At 56.3% G+C, this 21579-nt stretch carries 3 protein-coding genes; all 3 read left to right on the forward strand.

The window, feature by feature from the left end; translation table 11 throughout:
* The first annotated feature begins 620 nt into the window (after window positions 1-620).
* On the forward strand, window positions 621-4751 hold the full coding sequence (locus tag AC1AWK_RS01060) for a hypothetical protein (protein WP_476567469.1): 4131 nt from the start codon (window positions 621-623) through the stop codon (window positions 4749-4751).
* Window positions 4733-13828: a hypothetical protein gene (locus tag AC1AWK_RS01065; RefSeq protein ID WP_476567470.1), complete on the forward strand. Its 9096-nt coding sequence runs from the start codon at window positions 4733-4735 to the stop codon at window positions 13826-13828. Before AC1AWK_RS01060 ends, AC1AWK_RS01065 begins: the two co-directional genes overlap by 19 nt.
* A 639-nt stretch (window positions 13829-14467) precedes the next feature.
* Window positions 14468-21568, forward strand: coding sequence for an InlB B-repeat-containing protein (locus AC1AWK_RS01070; RefSeq protein WP_476567471.1), 7101 nt, complete (start codon window positions 14468-14470; stop codon window positions 21566-21568).
* The last annotated feature ends 11 nt before the right edge of the window (window positions 21569-21579 follow it).

Consider the following 21579-nt stretch of genomic DNA (forward strand, 5'->3'; position numbering starts at 1 on the left):
AATGTAAAACGATACATTTTGGTTATTGTGGTTATGTTATCCGCTTGAATCTGCCTGTTATTTGTTTTTTACGCAACATGTTGACGCATAATGTAATTATGTTTGTGCATTGTTAGACGTTATGCTACAATTAACCTCTATAAATAAGACATATAAGTGTATATTGTTTCAAAGGTAAAACGGGAATGTTTGGGTCATCTCGATGAACGTCGTGGTGGATGATGTACCAAATATTTTGCGACACAAGGTAGAGATATGTATATGGAGGGTGCGCTGTCGCTTGCTGGTGCGGGCGAGGGATGTGCGGCGTGGCATGGTATGGAGGCTTCTGGTGCGGTTGCCTCCTTGTTGTCGTATCGGTGTAAGGAAACCGTTTCGATGGCATGGTTGGCTCGTTCGTGGTTGGTGCCCGCGTGGTTGGCGTTGGGGCTTCAACGTATTGCTCGCCCTTCGTTCGGAAGCCCACTACGACTTGTTCCGCGAGGGCCGTCCTAATCAGATGCATCGTGAGCATGTCGGCTGGGTCGCAAATACATAAAAGAACAATGTGATAACAACGAAACACTATGGAGTTGAGGAAGATGTTTGGTTCGCAATCAGTTGAGGAACAAGGAATGGGTATGGCTCATTCCGCAGGTGCGCGAGTGCGAGTCGTAGGACGTGTTATAGCGGGTGCCGCTTTATCGTTGGCAATGTTGCTCGGTGGTGTTCCGGCGTATGCGGCGGTGTCGGCGTCCGAGGGGGTGACGGGCGACGCGGTGCTCTCGGGCGTGGAGCCGGGCGATCTGCTGGCGGATGGTTCGTTGCCGGTGGATGTGTCGGTGCAGGCGCCGGATGGGTCCGATCCGTTCGCGGCGTCGTTCGCCGGGGGCGCGTTGGCCGATCCGGGCACGCTGGGCTTCCGGGCGCCGGAACGGCAGGCGGACGCGGGACAGGACGGCTCGCAGTCGGACGGTTCGCAGGACCAGGCCTCCCAGTCGGGCCAGGCCCAGTCGACGTCGGACGGCGCCGACGGCTCGCAGGGCCAGTCCGATGCGTCGCAGCAGTCGACGTCGGACGGCGCTGACGGTTCGCAGGATCGGTCTTCGCAGTCGGGCCAGGCCCAGTCCGGTCAGGGCCAGGCCGATGCGGCGCAGCCGCAGTCCGGTGCTTCTCAGGATGCGAATTCGGATGGTCGGTCCGATGAGTCGGCGGATCGGAATGCCGATTCCTCTCATAGCGTCTCGGCCGAGCCTTCCGGTTCCGAGGTGACGCCTTCGGACGCAGTGGGCGCCGCGGTGGCATCGGTGGCGGGTGCGAAGGAGCTGTCGGCAGTAGTTGGCGCAGTAGGGGGTGCGCTGGCAGGAATGCTGTCGCCGGTAACGTCATTGCTGATGGGTCGTGTGGCGAATGCCGATGCTGATGCGAAAACCTTTGTGCCGAATTTGTTTGTGACGGATGCTTCGTCTTCGTCGCCGGGTTCTTCGGAGCAAGGAGCGACCGGAAATGATGCCGCTGTGAAACCCTCTGAGACGGCGTCGTCGGAACGTGGGTCGTCTGATGCGAACGTGACGGATAAGTCCGCTGGAGAAGGTGCGCAGTCGGATAATTCCTCTGCAGCGTCTTCCACGTTGGATTCCTTGCTCGCCAATCCGGCGTCGTATGAGGGTGCGTTCCTGGTGGATTCGGCCGACGGGTCCCTGGTGCGTGATTCGTGGGGCAATCCGTACCGGGTGCTCGCGGCCGACAAGCGCCAAGAGAATGGCGCGACGCGTTACGTGGTGTCCGGTTCGGACGAGGTCATGCAGCTGGGCGCCGGTCGCCGTATCGTGCCGACATGGAGCGAGGCGGAAACCCAGACTGAGCCTTTGGCTGTGTCTCTTGCGAAGGCTCGTGCGCGTTCCGGTTCCGCGACGATTCTTGCGGCTGATGCTCAACAATGGGGTCAAGTCGGAGGTATCTATGTGGAACGTGATGGTATTTTGGAATCGTCTCCGACCTTTACGTATCCGGGCGGATATATCTCTACGACTCAGCCGAGTTTGGATAATTACAGGTTTTTGAATGCGTATATTGAATTGAGCGGAATTCGATATGAGCTGGATTTTGTTGGATCGGTTAAGGGTAAGATTTACTATGCCATTAAGGGAGCTGTGACTTCTGGCGATGAGGCGACCTTGATTGCTTCCGTTAAGCAAAGCGCGGACAAAATCATTTTCTCTTTTCAGCGCAACACTCAGAAAGTGTCTGTCAGTTACGGCAATATCTCATATGCATATCCGGGTATTCAACCTGAAAATGCACGGTGGGGAAAGCGTACCTACTCCGCGTATGTCGGTGGTGTGGCAACTTTTTCTGTAATTCAGCCGGAAGAAACAAAGCTTCATTTCAATGTGACTAACGCTAAGGCATATCTGGTATCTTCGAGCGGTAAGCGAGTATACTATGAGCTTAGAGATATTACTGGCAACGTGAATGTAAGTTTTCGCGTAGAGCCGTGGTCAACCAGCTGGTATGTGGATGTTACTGTTAAGGGATATACGCCAGCTGGAGTTGATGAAGGTCGTCAGGCAGGATTTGTTTCTGTCGGAGGGGTATATAGTAATGGATATCCGGTAACCTGGAATGGCAATGCCGGATTCCCTAATCCGTATGGCAATCCTACTAGGACTTTCGAAAGTAACCAGTTTACTCAGGGCAAACAAGGGAATTTGGGGTCAGGTAGCACTATTTATGATCAGGCCCCCGCTCAAAGCGGCAATTATACGCCAGCAATGGTTAAATTCCGGCAATATGTGGGGCAGTTGGCCAATACTCAAAATTGGGATCAATTGACTATTGATGGTATCTACGATTCGATTCACAATGGAACCGGGCAATATAACTATGACCATATTCCTGCGTCAATTAAGGTCAATGGCGAGCAAATTGTGCTGCCAAGTATGAGTGAGAATCAGAATGGCACCGTAGGCCCCATTACCACTGTGCTGCGAACGGGAGTTGCTTCTGGTACGAAAGTCACTGTGACGCGGTGGAAGTATGTATGGGACAATACTTACAGGAGCTGGTCGCCAAGTTTGCAAATCAAATTTGATGATATTCATTCTAATTTGACGGTTTCTGTGGATTACGTTCCGACCAGTCAAACGAGTCTTATTGCAGGTACACTCACTGGAGTGGACGCAAAGATATGGCAAGTGCAAGATTGGGGAAGTAATTATGTCGGATATGTAAATATGCAAGAAGGTAAGGCGTATTACTGGAAGAACGCAGCCGCTCCCGCGAATCAAGAGACCGAAGATGATAAATATGGTTTCGCGGTCCGTCCCAAGAACGGTTGGAGAATCAACAGTGTCAGTTCGACTCTTGGCTCCAGTGCATTGAGGAAAGAAAGTCAAGATGCGCAAGGCTGGCAATATTATAAATATACGGTTAAACAGGCGTCAAAGATTGAATATTTGAACGTTGACGCGAGTCCGGTGGACTATACCGCACAGTATTCATCTGACAGTGGGACGACTTGGCCCTCGGGCTCTCCTCCGAGTGACGATACCCAGTATAACGTTATTGGAGCTGCGACAATCGGTGTTCCCACGGATACTCCACGACGAGATGGATATTATTTTGAAGGATACCGTGTTGCCGAAGACGCTAATAAAACCTTGTTTAAACCTGGTCAGGCTGTTAGCTTGTCGTCTATGAACCTTACCGGGTCTAATTCCAATGTGTTGCATTTTGTCGCGCAATGGAAACAGGGCGTTGGTGTGGGATCCTTAGTTAATCGAAATATAGCGATTTATAAGCAGAAGGAAAGTAGTGACAAAACCGTCGTATATGGTGATCCGACTAATCAGCAGGTAAAGGTTGCCTGGGGTACGCAATACGATTTGGCTGACTATAAGACAGAATATGTCACTAGTGACGGAAAATGGACTCTTGCGGAAACGCAGGGAATATCCGGCACGGTGGGTGACCAAAATCCGTTGGCCAAATTGTTGTATCGCCACGAAGCGCAGGTGACTTTCTCTAAGGGAGACGATTCTACAGGAGTTAATGGAAGTGTGCCGCAGCCGCAAGGCAAGTATTCGTACGATACATTCCAAGCACCTGCCTATTTCACTAAGACGGGTGCCCAGCAGGTCGGTTGGAAGTTTAAATCTGGTGGGGACACCACCGTGTACACCCAAGGACAGCAGGTTACCGTGCCATGGGGCGGCGGTGAGATGGTGCCCGTGTGGAAATCCACGATTAATAAGGTTGAATTCGTATGGAATACCAAGTCAGATTTGGCGACTTGGCCAGCAAGCGATAACAAGTGGGAGTATCCGCTTGTCAGTGGACAATCTTTGAAATCGGTTATCGATTCCATGCCTGTCCTCAGTGATCGCAGCTCTTCGGGTGACGGTTCCACGCATGATCGAAATCCGAAGATGAATATATACTCGACCACCAACAGTCCACAGAATTATCTTGAGGGCTGGTACATGAAGTCTGATTACTCTGGCGGCAAAGTGCAAACTAGTTGGACTCCCGCTGACGATGGCAGCTGGACTATTGAAAATGGTGTGGTCAAGCTGTACGCCAAGTGGGTGAACCGTTCCTTCGACGCAACCCCGACGATGGAGAACAAAACCTTGGTTGGCGGTTATACGGCAGATCAGGCGAAGTTCGACGTGAGCACTACGGTGAAGACCTCCTTTGGCGCCTCCACGGGACCGACAATGGAAATGTCGCAGATGCAAACGTTCCGCGTTTGGTGTCCGCTACCTTGAAGAAGGGTTCCTCCTCGGACTTTGAGATCAAGGCCACTAATATCGGCGACAAGTACAATCAGGGTATCTCGGCGCAAGGCGGCAAGATTGTGCTGCCGATGGCGTTGAAGGCCGGTCGTGCTGCGGGCAAGACATATGAGGATACGCTAACGCTGAAGTTCGATGCCGGCACGAAGCAGGGTGGTTGGAACTACACTGTGACCAAAGAAATTCCGATTTCCGTGCAGGTTACCAAGCGTACCGATCGCAGCGTGAAGGAGTCTATTGACTATAAGAAGGAAACGGTCACCTTCACGTCAGCTCCGGGAAGCGAATCTTCGGGCTGGACGGTGAACGGTCTGAATGGCGTGACCAATGTAAACGCCAATGGCACGACCACCTATAAGCTCACCAATGCGCTCAACGGATGGAACGGCGATGATAATTCCGCTCAGGTGAGCGTCAGCAAGAGTGCAGATGATACGTATGAGGCTACAAACTATCAGTTCTCAGTGCGTCATCGTCCCGCTCGCCCGGCGGCTGGTAGCGCCCAGACCACAGGTGTATACGCCACTCCCGCGAAGGACGGCGCTAAGAACGGCAGCATTATTGCCAACTTCAACGATGGTTCGACTTACGAATATATTGAAGTCCAAACAGGCAGCACGTTCGCGCCCGAACCTAGCGCATGGCATAAGCTCGGCGATAGCGGACAGCAGCAGGACGGGCTTGCCGCGGGTAAGTACTGGGTGCGCAAGTCCGCCACTGATACGGTGCCCGCTTCCAAGTATCTGGAAGTGACCGTCGGTAAGCAGTGGACCATCACCTTCCAGCACGTCGACGACGCAGGAAACCCGATCTCCGGCGAGAGCGTCAAGGTCAACGGTTCGAAGCCTGCCAAGGATACGGCGGTAGTCGACGACGGCAGCTTCGCCCTTGCTTGGAACGGCGAAGTCAGCGTGGACGGTTATTCGCTGAAGGAAGCCAAGTGGCGCGCCACTAACAATGGTCAGAACTCGACCGTTGGGGCGAGCCATATCGTCAACGTGACCCAGCCGGTCACCGTCACCTACGTGTGGTCGCGGGTCAACGCCACCGTGAACTTCGACTACCTGGGCGTGCCGAATGGCAGCGGACAATCCGGCGCCAAGTTCCTCAGTGGTACCAGCACGGACACACTTCCCGATTGGGCGAAGCAGCGCTCGGTCACGATGGAAGGTGCGGTGGGCGATCTGCCGATTCCGGGTGCGGAGCTTAAGGAAGGCGCGGGCGACGTCAGCTCGACGGTGCCGTTCTATCGCAGCGGCTACAAGTTCGTCGGCTGGCAGGTCAAGGCCAACTCCTCGGCCGGGCAAACTACCAAGGATGTCACCGCCGATACGGTGGTGAATACCATCATGGGCAGCGGCACTTCCGTAACCCTCGTGCCCAAGTGGCAGAAGGCTCCCGACTACACCTCGGCGTGGAACGGTCCGAAGGGCACGGCCTCCTACGGCAAGACTGCGACCACGCTTACCTTCGACCTGACCAAGGGGCAAGACACCGGTGCGCAGATGACCAAGGTCGAGGTCACGAACCAGCAGTACGAGGCGGCAACCACCGCCAAGTCGCGCAAGGCTCGTAGTGCTTCCCGTGCGGTGGAAAAGAATTGGCTCACCATAGCTGCCATTAGTGCGCCGAAGGCAGTTGCCAACTTGCAGGGTACTACGGCTTCCGGGCTGGATGCCGGTACCTACACGGCCGACGTGAGCGTCACCTACAACGGCGGCGCCGGCACTGGCTTGGACATGGGTGAGAACATCAAGACCGCTGTCATCAAAGCCACCTTTACCGTTGAACCGGACAACTGGAACTTGGAGTTCTCCACGGTCAACTATCAGAAGGAAACCGTCACCGTCACGGGCGATACCGGCATGACGTTGGATGATTTCACCGTGCAGGGTCTGCCGGCCGGCGTGGGCAAGACCGACGTGTTGTCCGCCGCGTCCCAGGCGAACGGCAACATGACCCTGACCCTGACCAAGGCATTGGATAGCAAGAACGACGGCAACGACCAGGTGAACGATAACGCGGTGAACAAGTGGGGCGATGCGGACAAGACAGCCGTCGTGGTGTTGACCCGCAAGGCCGACACGAACCACAAGGCCACCAGCATCCGACTCAACGTCACTACCCGTTCCACCGCTCCGACCTTCAAGGTCGTGGACGCCTACGGCAAGGATCAGAAAGGTACCGTGACCGTCACGCCGGCATCTGGAACTGATATGGCAGGCCGTACGTGGGAACATTTCCATGGCACGCAACATGAGAATCTTGGTTGGGTCGCTTTGGAAAACGGCTCGAATGAGTTTGCGGACAAGGCGGGTGACTTCCCCGTGCGTCTCGGTGTGAAGAACGGTGCGACCAACCTCACCATGAATGATGGTTCGGCAACCGTGGCCGGTAGGTTCGTCGGCCGTCAGGCGACCGCCACCATCGAGCAGTATTACAAGGTCACCTACAAGACCGCGGTCGAAAGTGGCAGCAACAGCACCATGTTCCGCATCGGTCGCGTGCAGGATGACAAGAGCGTGAGCACCAACGCCGACTTCGACTCCATCGTTAACAACGAGGCGAAGGCTCCCGATAATCCGAACGGCACCCGTACCGTGTGGGTCAAGCAGGGCGACAAGTACACGCTGCCCACCTTCGGCTCGGACAAGAACAATTGGGAAACCCCCGGCTACGACATGGTGAAGCTCGCCGTGGCTGGCAGCGATGGCGCGTCGCATGAGTTGGCGAATGTCGGCGGCTCCAAGCCGGGCGACAGTGCCGGACTTGATGGTGACGGTCTCAACGACGCCTATAAGGTCACGCAAACCGGTACAACCGGCACTAACGCCGGCATCACCGATACTACGGTGATCACCGCAACCTTCCGTGAGCGCACCATCGACGTGACCTGGAAGGTCGGTTGGGATACCAACGCGAAGCCACCGAGCAAGGACATTACTCCGCCGGCTGACCCGAACAAGCCCACTGTGCCCTCGAGCCAGCGAGTGAAGTGGAGCGAACAGGTCCGCACCAACATCATTAATACGTGGGGCGACGACGATTCGTTCTTCACCACCTACTTCCCCGGACAAGATAAGAGCAAGGTGCTCGACCCCGAGGACAAGCAGGTCGGCTATCCGAAGGATGATCCGGACGGCACGAAGTACACCCGCAACCCGTGGAAGCTGGTCGGCGAGGGCAACAAGGAACAGGCGTTCCAAGTCAAGGAAGCCGTGTCCGACGTGTGGAAGTACAGCCCCACGGTGTTCGGCCTGACCGCCACTCGCGGCAGCAACGGCGCGGTGGAAGGCACGCCGACGCGCGCGACCAGCTGGCGTACCGCGAACGCGATTCAATTCGGCGCGGTGTACACCTACGACACGGGCCGTTACCTGATCAATTTCCAGGTTGGCGACTCCTATGGCGAGGCCAAGGACACCAGTTCGCAGGCGTACAAGGAACAGCAGCTGTTCGAGAACGGCAACGGAACGTTCTATCGGGCTAGCAAGATCCTGCAGGGCGAGACCTTCGTCAACCCGCCGGTTTCGGTGAAGTCGGACGCAGCTTCCAAGAAGCTGACCGCCGATCCGAACAAGTGGATTCTGAGCGGCTACTATCCGATCGCCACGAAGCAAGGTAATGGCAGCGCCTACGACCCGAGCAAGGCGAACAAGTCGGTGAAGTGGGATGGGTCGAAGACCGCCCAGGAGAACCTGGACGCCATCTTCGGTGCGGATGCGTCGAGCATCAAGCCGTACAAGAACGACGAGCTGAGCGGCGACAACCCGACACCAGACGATGCCTCTGGTTCTTCTTCGAAGATCGGCTGGGACAAGGTACAGCTGCACTTGGCGGCGCGCATGGAGGACTACAACCTGAAGGTGAAGTCCAGCACCCTGCCGCTGGCGCTTTCGGAGAGCGAGCTTGCAAATGCGGCGTATACCAAGGGCCGCATCACGCTGACGCCGGAACTCTACACGGCCGGCGGGGCGATGAAGCTTAAGAGCGTGCGCTTCGAGAACACGACCAAGGCTTCCGGCACGGAAGACTGGATGTCCGTGAAGTCGCAGTGGGCCGGAAGCACCGCGATCGATAGCGACAACCAGTCGAAGACGGTCACGTTCAGCGGCGCGAGCATCAAGCAGGGTCTTGAGGCCGGCTCCTATTCCGGGCGCATCGTGTTCGGGTACGACTATGATTCCAGTACCAAGGGCATTGGCCAGACTGGTGTCGAACTGTCGGTGCCGGTGTCGTTGACGGTGAACGCCGACGATGCCAGCGTGAGCAAGGACGGCTATCTCGCCACCATGCACAACTACGCATTCAAGCTCGCCGACAAGGCTAGTGAGCTGAAGGACACGGCCACCATCGCCAAGAAGGTCGGTCTGACCGTGTACCGCGTGGACGGGCAGACCGGCGCGCAAACCGTGATCTACGAGAACGGTGCCAAGAAGGACGGTGTCGAGGAAACCATCGACCTGGCCGACTTCACCATCACCAAGGCGAATTCCAAGGCCAAGGCCGCTCCGGCGGACAGTGTGGATTCCACCGGCTTGTACGATATTCAGGCGCATGTCACCGTCACGAACAGTGGCAAGGCTACGTTGCTTGAGCCGAAGGCCATGTTGGTGGTGTCGCAGACCAGCCAGCCGGGTCTGTACTGGGACGACGACAAGAGCATCACCCTGCCGGAGAAGGACATCAATATTAATAGTCTGTCCGCGTATCTGGTCAAGGTGATGAACGTCCATGCGTTCGACCAGAACAACAATTGGGTGCCGCTGGACACGGTGACCATCACCAAGAAGGACAGTGCCGTCACCTTCGGCGCTGCGGGCGGCAAGACCGTCACGTTGGAGAACGCAGGGCCCGGCCAGGTGAAGGGTGCGGACAGCGATTCCCCGAATGCCGAGAACAACGGTGTGTTCAACATCGAGCTGCATGTCGGTCCCGGCGGTGACAGCTCGACGGGCGGCGATTTGACCGCGAACGCGCACATCAGCTTGGTGAAGGCGGCGATTACCGAAACCCCGAGCGCTCCCGAACCGGATGCGGCGAAGAGTACGGCGTCCTCGCTGACATGGAAGGCAGTGGCAGGTTACCCGACCAGCGGTGCCTCCGCGACTGCACGCGCCACGGCCAGCTACGCACCGCAGGCCCGCTACCAGATCGACGGCAAGGGCGACTACGCAACCACGCTCACCGCCACCGGTCTGGAGGCCAATACGAAGCACACCATCAAGGCACGCTACACGCCGGTTGCCGAGAACAACTCCGACGAGGTGTATGAGGCGGCCGGTCCGGAAAGCGAGGCCTCGGCGGATGCCTGGACGCTGCCGACCGCGCCGCAGGTCACGCCGGAATATGATTTCGGCACGGGCTACGGTACGGAGAAAATGCGCTGGACAACAACCGTCGCTCAAGGCGATGGCACCGTGAAGGTGGTCGCCGAGATCGGTAAGGCTAAGGCGCGTACGGCCGTCAAGGCCCGCAAGGCTCGTGCGGCGGAATCCAGCAAGTCGGAGATCGCAGTGAACGGCCGTGAAGGTCAAGCGGTCTCCTTCCATGCGGAAGGTGTCGAATCGGGATTGCGCTCCAGCGACACCAGCACCGTAACCGTGGCGGAACGTGCCGCCAAGCCTGCCGGTTTGAAGACCGTCGCTCCGGGCACGGCTGGCGGTGAGGGCAAAGTCACCGGCTTCGACGCACAGTACGTGGATACGCAGAACGTCAGTGATGGCCAGGCCAAGAGCATGTACGAAGTGTCGACCGACGGCAAGTCGTGGAAGCCGATTGACTTGAGCCAGGAAGGCGACCAGTGGGTGTATCCGGCCGTGACCGGCACGTACCGGTTCCGTGTGGCGCACAATGCCAAGTCCGGCAGCGACCACAACTTCGCGTGGCGTGACGCGGTGAGCTTCGAATCGCAATCCAGCGACCAGATATCCGTGGGGAATGCCCCCGGCCTGACCGCCGACAAGACGTTCACCATCGGGTTGAACGAACTCAAGGAAGGCTGGACGCAGAACGGTGAATTCGTGAAGGATCAGCCAGACTTGATTGCCTTCCTGGTCAAACGAGCCCACGCGACCAAGACCAACGCGGCCGACGAGTACACCATCGGTGTGTCCTTGGACGAAGCCCGTGCGGCGGAAGGTACGTACCCGGTGCGCTTCTACCTCGCCACGGCAGGAAGCAATGCTCCGGTCGCCACGGTCGACTCCACGATGATCGTCACCAGTGACGGCGGCCAGGGCACGCAAACGGAAGCCAGCATCTACGCCTCGAACTTCGCGGTGAGCAAGTCCGAAGACCTGGCAAGCCTGAAGGATCTGGCGGCTTTGAACGCCTTGATCTGGAAGCGTTCCGCCGCGCACGGCGTGATGGCCGACGGCAAGACGCCTCTGCCGGCCGAGTTCGACGATTCCAAGGTCGGCGTCGCCATCCAGGGCGTCGAATCGCCGACGGATCTTGAATCCGGCAAGCGGTACGACGTCACCCTGTCGGTGCTCGGCACCCAGGCCACGGTCACCGTGACCATGGATGTGCTGGACAACGGCGGATCGGGCAGTGCGGACGGCAAGTACCGCGTGTTCTCCGACGACTTCACCGCAGGTGAGGACGAGCTCGTGCCCGACACCGCCAAGTGGACGATGTTCTCCGCGTCCGTGCGCCAACGCGCCAACGCCCGCGCCTACGAGTACGTGTTCGACGCGGACGGCAATCCGGTGACGGTCAAGCCGGTGGACGTCCAGTCCATCGATGTGGACCTGGAGGGTGTGAAGAACAAGAAGGCCGGCGCCGATGACGCCAGCGTCACATTCACCTACCCGATGCAAGGCGATCAGGCCACCACCGTTTCCAAGGTGACGGTGACCGGTAGCGGAGACGGCTCGCAAGACGGCAAGTACTCCATCTTCGCGCAGCACTTCACCATCTCGCGCGAAGCGTTGCAGAACATGGTCGGCTTCGACGGCAGCATGGTGTCCAGCCGCACCGAGCAGCTGTATGGCTGGGCGCACGTGTTCGGCATGGACAACGGCACGCCGCTCACCAGCCACGGCGTTACCGTGACCATCGACGGTGTGGCCGATATCGACGACGCCGGTTGGTGGACCAGCGACCGCTACGACGTGACCTTCACCATCACCGGCCAGCCGTACAGCGCGACCGTGGTCATGACCGTTCAGGACAACGGCGGCACCGCGCCGGATGGCAAGGGTGGTCGGAACGTCATCATGTCGGACGACTTCCCCATGAGCGTCGCCGAGCGCGATAACGGCTTCCTTTCCGCGGATGGCAACTACCTCAAGCTGCAGCGCCGCGCGAACGTGAACGCCTACCATGTGGACGCCGACGGCAACCGGGACAAGAACTACACCGCCGAGCAGGTGGTTGTGGGCGACTTGAGCGAGCTGAAGCAGGCCGAAGCCGGTTCAATCGTGGACGTGAGCTTCTCCGCTCCTTCGGACGATGCCGCGCATCGAGCCACCAGCACCAGCGTGGTGACCGTTTACCAGGATGGCACGGGGCCGGTCGAGCCGACCGATCCGAGCGAGCCGGGCGACGAGTCCAGCCTGTTCGCCAATGATGTGTGGGCGTCCAGGGACGAGCTGCAGACGGCGAACGATGAGCATCGGTTGCAGCAGTTCCTGTTCGAGGCGGCGTCCGTGTCCGCCACGGACAAGACGGGTGAGCTGGTTTCGGCGGGCGATACTGGCAAGTACACCGTCAAGGTGGATGATAGGGACGCGGCGCTCGACCTGATTGAGGATGGCTCCCAGATCACCTACGCTCTGACCGGCAACCCTGGCGTCAAGGCCACGGTGACGGCGCATATCTCCGATCATGGCGGCAGCACCACGGATCCGGACAAGGACGGCTACCGGTACGCGATCTACTCGAATGATTTCGAGATGAGCGCGGTGGAGGCGGATTCGCTGCTGGCCGCGAAGGACAACTACGCGGCGTTGCGCAAGCGGGCCGGGGTGCGTGCGTTCCGCATCAACGCGGAGGGCGTGCGTACGCCGATCGACGACGTGCTGGTCGACGAGGCTTCCGTCGGGGCGTTGCTCGCCGCGGCCAAGGCCGGGGAACGCACAGGTATGGTGACGTTCTTCGCGCCGGGTGAGATCGGCGAGAACGGACAGCGTGCGAGCGTGACCTCCACGGCCACCATCCACGACGGCGGCACCACGGATCCGGAGACTGGTGCGCGCCTGTACGCCGACGACGTGTACCTGTCCAAGGACGAGCTCGCCGGCAAGAGTGTCGATGACATTCGTATGTTGCTGGTGTCCCGTGGTCGAGTCACCGGACGGTATAAGGATGGTTCGCAGATTCCTCAGGATGTAATCGAGGCGAAGATCGGTGCGGAAATGCATGATCCGAGTGAGGCCAATGTGCTCGACGGATCGAAGGTGACCTTCTTCGCCACCGACGATGGTTCGGCCAGCGGCAAACGCTTGTCGGCTACGGTGACGGCGCATGTGTCTGACCACGGCGGTTGGGTGCCGGTTGACCCGAGCGATCCGGGCAAAGGCTCGTATGGCATGTTCTCGGATGATTTCCGTGTGGAGACCGGTGAGCGTGAGTCGCTGTTGGCCGAGTCCGACAACTACGCCAAGCTGCAGGAGCGTGCGCGTACGCGCGCGTTGTTCATGGACGCGAATGGCGCGGTGCGTGACCTGGGCCGTGGTGCGGACGCGGTGGAGGTCGGCTCGCTGGACGCGTTGCGTGCCGCACACGCGGGCGATCGGGCCGAAGTGGCGTTCTCCGTGGTGCCGGGGGCTGGTGCGCGTGCCGCGCGTGCCGCTGTTGGCGCGGGTCGTGCGGATGCGGCCAGGTCGGTGTCTGTGGCTACGGTGTATGAGGGTGCGTCGTCCAACGGTTCCGGCTCAGGCGCGGGCGATAATGCTGGTTCCGGTGCTGGTTCCGGTGCTGCCGGTGGCGTGACTTCGCCGACTGGCGCGGCCGTGGCGGGCGCGGGTGTGCTCGTGGCGGTGTTGGCCGGTCTGGGTCTGGTGTTGGCGGCGGTCGGGCGTCGCCGTGGTCGGCGTCGGTGACGCGCAGGGTGTGCGGCGGCGTCGTGACTGGGCGTCGCCGCACACCGTATAGGCTATTCGGACAATGATTCCGGTAAGGGAGCGGGCATAGCCCGCTCCCTTTTTCATTGTCTGCTCACCAACATATTCTTCTACTGCTTCCAATGAGTTGCTGTCGCCGTTGTCCAAACACTGATAACATTCCTCGCCTATGGTTAGCTCGGCGAAAAACATACCTTAGGTGCCTTCAACTACCTTTTCGCAACGCCGCCTCATGAAGCTGTCGCAGGAGAGCCAGCCATCATGCGCCCGGTTCTCGCAGGGCGTGCTCCACGTGCCAACACAAAGAAAAGTGCGGATGGCTAAACCATAGTGAGGAATACTGTCAATCTTCATAAGAATGCAATATAATAGTGAAAAACGTTTTACTATAAGATGGCCGATATGCAAGAATATTGTGATATCGCTTAACGGCAAAAGGGGAATTTCAATTAAAGACACGCGTGTGGCATCCCGATGGGTAGTCAATAATCGCAATACTGTCTAAAGCATATGTAGTCGTTTTTCCCTATACTGAGAAATAGTCGTCATTGGCGAGGGTTTTGTCATGCCTTGAACAATCCCCGCCAAGAGAAAAAGTACAACGTTCGAGGAAGGTGCATGATGCGTGGAGCGTTGAAGGTGGCGGTCGGTGTGTTGTTGGCCCCCATGATGATGATAGGAAGCTCACCTGCATATGCAGCGGTGTCTGATTCGGAAGGGCCGACGGGAGACGTTGTACTGTCTGATGTCGGGCTGTCGGATGTGCTCGCTGCGGGGAGTCTGCAGGTTCCCATGCAAGCGGATGTGCAGGGATACGGTTTGCAGAACGACCGAACCAATGCGTCGGCCGACGATGGGCGTATTGATGTGACGTTCGCAGGCGGAGCGCTTAGCGACGATGATGCCGTGGCTCAAGCACAATCTCAAGTACAATCTCAATCTGGTGACGGTATCTCGGACGCCACGCAGGATTCGTCCGATGCTTCGGATGGGCAAGAGCAGACAACGTCGAACGACAACGAAACAAGTACGACGGAAGATACGACGTCTGCCGAAGATCCTGCCGACAACAACGCGCAAGAAGGCGATGCAACGGCGGGCGCCGATGCTACGGCCGACAATGAGCAGTCAGCGTCTTCCGCAGAAGACGCTGCGTCATCCGATGCGACATCGGATCAGTCGGCTGACGGCACTTCCGGTGCCGGTGCCGCGTCGTCGGACACGACTGCGAGCAATGACGTGACCCCGGGCGAAGCGGTTTCTGCGGCAGTGCAGTATGTGGCCGGTGGAACCGTAGTGCGCGCGTTGGTGGAATCGGCTTCACATATGGTGATGCCTCTGGCACAACTGTTGGTGCCAAGCACAGCGCAGGCAACGTCGCAAGGTACGTTCGCGCCACAGTTGGAAACAACCGACAACACTACGTCAGACGAATCCGCGGCGTTGGCGAAAGCTGCCGCTGATCCCTCGTCCTATCAAGGAACGTATGTGTATGATACGGAACGTGGCAGCATACTGCGTGATTCGTGGGGCAATCCGTATCGTGTGATTGCCGCTGACAAGCGTGACGAAGACGGGACGGTCCGTTACGCCGTCGCCGGGTCGGATGACATCATGCAATTGGGAAGCACTCATGTGCTCGTTCCAACATGGACACTGGAGTCCGAACCCGCAAGCTACACCATGGCCAAGGAGGCCAAAGCGCAAGCGTTGTCCGAGAGCAAAGCCAGCGATGGCACGGACAGCCAGGCTTCTGCGCCGACGGCGGCAAATACAACCGCCTATATTCGTCTGGAGGGAAGCACCTCTGACGAGGAAGTCACCTTTAAGGGCGGTGCGATAGGAAATAGTATCTCGTCGAGCGATTTTGTGAATTTCCCAGCTGACTTGAGTCTGAGTGCCTATAACTATGATGCGGCATATGTCCGTATTGGTACGTCTGATTACAAAATTGACTATCTGACAACACAAAACGGCAAGATTCTATACCATCTCGTTGATGGTCAGGCAAGTGTTGCTGCTATGGGAGAACCTGTGCAGGTGGCAGACGCTGTTTCGAATATCGATGCATATTTTCAGTTAGATTCGTCTAGGGGACAAATTGCCTACTTTAATTTTACCTCTAAGGTCTCTGGCGCCGATGTGTATCAGATTACGTATAAAGGATTCGATAACCAGCAGAATGTTACCTTGTTGAATGCGCCGACAGCGTTGCCGAAGAAAGGCGGAGAAGCGTTGCTGTCCGTACGTGTCGATACGCGTGGATATTGGTTCGACCCAGTATCGGGTACGAGCCAAGCTGGATTACCCAGCGGGGTGACGTTGACCCGTATGACGGATACTCCTGAATATACGGGAAGCGGTTACGACGTATACCAAACGTATAAGATTAGCACTGCGGCCAATGCAACCACATCGGATGGCTCAATCACCATTGATTTCAGCAAATGCGTAGGAACCAATGACAAGAGCAAGGGAGGCAGCGGTAAGGTAGATGTCGCCGTGGATGCGCCTATGCCCATTCCGAGTCCGGTAGCAAGTACTAATTTTACCGAAGATGGGAACGCCTATTTGCTTAGGTTGCGTCAGAATGGTTCGTCGAGCAATATATGGAAAAAGAGCGCCACGGTCGATACCCTAAGCAAGCACCCCGGCTATACTGCGGCAACAGGTTTTGGTGGTTCGTTTAGTGGTACGGTATACAGTGACCTGGGGTTGACGGATTCTTCGGCGCAAAAGGTGGATTATGGTGCGACCGCAGTGATTCAACAGCAGTACAGCGTATGGTCCACTGCTGATAAATACGCCTCGAAGCCGGTAGCTATATCGGTCAACGGCGAGGTCGTGACAATACCGACAGCCGTAGGGGAGTCAGCTGCTAAGACGACGAAACTGACGCAAAATTACAACAGTGGCATGACTGTAAAAATCACGGCATGGCAGATTCCTTCAGAAAAGATTAACGATGATACCGACGCTTCCCGTTCAAATTTCACTATAGAGATCTCTAATGTGCATTCTTACATTCGCGTCAAAATCCTTTCCTCTTTTACATCGCAGGGTTCTGTAGCGTTGGGTACTCATTCGGGTGCGACTGTGCAATATTGGGGAGGTACGGATCCGGGCAATAATGAGCAGTTATGCTATGCGGATCCTACTTCGGACGGAAGTCCCAATGGTAATTGTCAATGGCGTGATTTTGGCGAAGCGGTGTATTCGAAGTTCTTCGTCAACAAGTCGAAAGTATACCTTCGCGTAAAAACCGATGATTACTATGCTCTGCAAGGGGCGACGTTGGGTTCGTCGAGTATATCCTTCACCTATAAAGATGATGGATGGTGGTACAACACGTCTTCGGCCACATGGGGATCAGGCCTCACCTCATTTAACCTACAAACGAGTCGAATGACGTTTACGGTCAAATATGCGGGTGGAAATGCCCAGGGGGTGGGAAACGTTCCGAGTGATAACGCATCATACAGCGTTACAGAACCGATCCTATCCGTCTCTTCTCAAAAACCGACGACTAGTGATTCGCAGAAAACATTCATCGGCTGGCAGCTAGAGACGGCGAATGGAAAAACGACGACATTGTATCCAGGCGAGCAAGTCAATCTATTCCAAGAAGATTCTCGCCTCGATATGAATTACCATGATGGTCAAGCTAACCATGCTCTGACACTTACTGCATTATGGTCTAATATTCCGAATGAAGGTGCGCTTGCTCAAGGATATTACGCTGCGTACTTGCAGCAGTCCGATGGTTCATATGCGTTAAGTACGGAACTGACCAAGGGGACGGTTGTCCCGGTAGGCGCATCTTTTGCCTCGCCGGAGATACCGGAGACCTTGACCGATTCGAACAACGTGCAGTGGCAGAAGACGAAAAGCAATTATACTTCTCCGGTAAGTAAGACAATGAATTGTCAGTCTGGCGCCGTAAGTAGCACCTGTTACGAGCTGAGCTGGGCAAATTACAATCGTCTCTCGGGAATAACGTTTAATCTCAATGGAGGATCCGGATCTAACTCCATTGTTTCCATCACGGGAAAGCAAAAGGGAGACTCCGTCCAGTTGCCTTCCGCGACACCGACAAAGACGAACTATACCTTCGCTGGATGGATGGTTACCTCCTTAAACGGTTCATCATACGACGGAGCGAGTAAAGGCAACGGCGGTGACAACACGGAACTTGGTCTTGGCTGGACGTACCGATCTGGACAGCAGGTCAAGATGCCGTATGGCGATGTAGTACTGACTGCGCAATGGACTGCTGACTTTACATCTGTACAATTCGTGTGGAAGACCGGGGCTGATGCGAGCACGTTGACTTCGGATCAACCTTCTGAATCTTGGTGGACATACTCCATTACGCCGGGTCAATCACTAACTCAGGCGATTAACGGCGGCGGAAACCTTCCGGTGTTGAGCGATAACAAGGCAGCTTCCAATAAAAGTGGTACATCGCCGGTCATGAATGTGTGGTCGACGGCATCAGGCTCGTGGACAAAGAACTACTTAGCCGGTTGGTACATGAGTGAGGATTGTGCGGCTAATCCAGCGAATAGCGGCTGCGCTCAAAAACGTGTCGATAAATCATGGAAACCCGCCAGTGACGGTAGCTGGACTATTCAGAACAAAGTAGTGAAGTTGTATGCCTCATGGACGGAACGTTCGTTCACGACGGATGTGCAGCCAGTAAACAAGATTTCGGTCAACACAGGTTCTGATGTTGCCGCGGCTAAAACTTCAGTGACGGTTAATATTACCCCGAAAATGGTCTCTACCGAAGGGCCTAATGGTGGTGGTTCGTCGGGAATGTTAACGCCTCGCCTTATTTCCACGACGTGGAGTAACGGAAGCTCTTCTGCATTTAAAACAATCACGTCGATTGGTAACGGTATTGCCTCTTCAGATAACGTGATAAGTTTTGAAATTGGGTTGAAAAGCACCGATGCGCCGAATAATGCCATTCAGGATACACTGACTCTTACATTTGATGCGGGATCTAAGCAGGGCGGATGGAATTACACGACCACAACGTCCGTTACGGTTACGGCTTCGGTGAATCGTAAGACGCGTAACACGCCTACGATGACCACCAATTACAAGAACGAAAGCGTGACGTTCTCTGGAACTGCCGACGATGATAAGAATGACTGGACGTTATCTCAGATATCTGGTGGACAGCTCGATGGCATGGATGGTGGGGCTGTCCAGTCAGTAAATGCTGATGGCACTGAATATTCGGTATCTTCTTTGCTGCCGGGGGCTTCACCGCACACGTTCACGTTGTCCAAGGAGGCGGACGGTGCCTATGAGCAAGCCAGCAGGCAGTATACGGTAGATGATCGTCCAGCAGCACCTACCATAGGTACAGGCGTTGGGGAAGTGAATGTCACCAACGCTAAGGATGGTGAGAAGGGCAAGATTTCGGTCCAGCAAAACAATCTCAATACCACGTATGAGTACAAGAAGAAGCCGGATAACGGAACTGGTGCTGGACGTCCTGAAACGTGGACTAAACTTGGCGATTCCGGCCACGAGGCTTCTGTGGAACCGGGTACCTATTGGGTGCGCCAGCAGGCAACCGACAGCCAATTTGCCTCGTCTTATGCGACGGTGACGGTCAAGCAAGAGTACACGGTGAAGTTCAAATATCAGGATGATGCCAAGAACGATATTAAGGATAAGGTGAAGCAAGGCTCGACATCGGCGCCTGAATCAACGGTTATCGAGGGCAACGCTACTTCTTTCCAATACAGTGTGCCATGGGATGACCTTAAGGCCGAAGGGTATAGTCTTACTTCTGCCACCTACCAAGTGGGGCAAGGTCAGACGTCTGCCGTGCCTTCGGGACATGCCATCACGTTGAATGGCGCTACTACCATCACGTACACGTTCAACCGTAGTACTATTACGGTTAAGTTTGACTATGTGACCGCAGCGGATGGAAGCGGCAACGGCGTGCAGTTCGTTGGGGACTTGTCTCAAGAGAAACTGGAAACATCATATGCGTGGGCAACCACGCGCAAAGGCTCCGTTTCCGGTACCGTAGGCACTCTGCCGAAGCCGGGCGCGAGGAATAATCTTCCGGATGAATCTTCCATGGTAGTTCCGTTCTACAAGACGGATTCCAACGGCGGTTATAAGTTCCTCGGCTGGCAAGTTAAGTCTGATACTGCTGTCGGTCAAGAGACTAAAGATGTTGCCGATACCACGAAGATTGCCGATATCATAGGTACTGGAACAAGCGTAACGTTGGTTCCCAAGTGGGAGTCCACGGCCACCAATTACTCCTCGTCGTGGGCTTCCGCCGAGCAGACTCTCACGTATGGCGAGGCCGCGAAGAATATGACCTTCAAGCTCAAGACGGGGCTTGATACTGGAGCTCGTATTATCAAGGTGTCTCCGACGTCGCAGAAGTTCCAGGCTGTGGGCTCGGATGTGGCTAATGATTTGACATGGCTGGATATTCCGGTTCAAGGCGCGCCTGCAGTGTCTGACCTAACTGGTGAGCCCAAGTCCTCAGGAGTGACGTGGAATGCCGGTACATACACCGCACAATTCACGGTCACCTATGATGGCGGCACTGACGCAGGTCTGAATATTGGCGGCAACATCAAGTCGACGACGCTGACCGCGACGCTGACCATCAAGAAGGCTGATTGGGATCTTGCGTTTGGCGATGTGAACTATGCTAACGAAACCGTGCAGGTGACCGGCTCGAGTACGGTGACCGAACAGTCCGAAGTGACTTTGGCTGGTCTGCCTTCCGACGTCCAACAAAGCCAGGTTCTCAAGCCGGCGGCATCGGCTGGTCAGGAGATGACGCTGACGCTGACCAAAGCCTTGGACAGCACTGCAAATAGCGCTGAGTTCAAGGCATCGAAGAAGGCACGTGCCGCAACGGTCAATGAGTGGGGCACTCCTGACACCAAGGTTACGCTGACACTCACCCGTGCTGGGGACGCAAACCACAATGCAACCTCTATACCGTTGGAATTGACTACACGTTCGGCGGCTCCAGGCGTGACGGCAACCGATGCGTATGGCGAAAACGGCAAGGGGCGCTTGACGGCGACCAATGTGCCCGACGGACGTAACGTGGAGCATACCCATAAGGGTGGCGAATGGGTATCCAATGGTCAGGGCGTGAACTATTCCGATGATTACGCCGGTGCCCACCAGGTGCGTTTGGCGGCGGATACGTCCAAGCAACTGTTCCACGGTCGTGCGAGCAAGTCCATCGTGATCCAGCAGTATTACAAGGTTACGTATAAGACCGAGCTGGAGAGCGGTAGCGTTGGCTCGGTGGATGCCGGCAAGGATCCTGGAACAGGCAATGATCTCAACACGGTGAAGATTTTCCGTTTGGGCCGTTTGCAGAAGGAGAACGGTGGGATCACGGATGAGACCGACAAATTCTCGTCCATCGTGAACGACTACACGCAGGGTGGTGCGCACGAGGCCGGACAGGACGCTACGGGTGTCGGCTCAGGCTGGGCCAAGGCGTCCTACAATGACAAGAGTGATACGTTTGGCGCGGCTACCTATACCATGCCAAAGTTTGGTTCTTCTCAGGGTGATTGGGAGACGCCTGGCTATGACATGGTGCAGATCGATAACACCAAGGCTGCCAGCGATACTGCTGACAAGGTGGCACCATTGGAACGGCCGAACCGGGCGGCAACGCTGGTCTCGACGCCAGTGGCCTGAACGCAGCGTAT

This window comes from Bifidobacterium sp. LH_491 (assembly GCF_056356495.1).

Coding starts and splice junctions, on each gene's coding strand:
- AC1AWK_RS01070 (WP_476567471.1), top strand. CDS start 14,468: ATGATGCGTGGAGCGTTGAAGGTGGCGGTCGGTGTGTTGTTGGCCCCC.
- AC1AWK_RS01060 (WP_476567469.1), top strand. CDS start 621: ATGGCTCATTCCGCAGGTGCGCGAGTGCGAGTCGTAGGACGTGTTATA.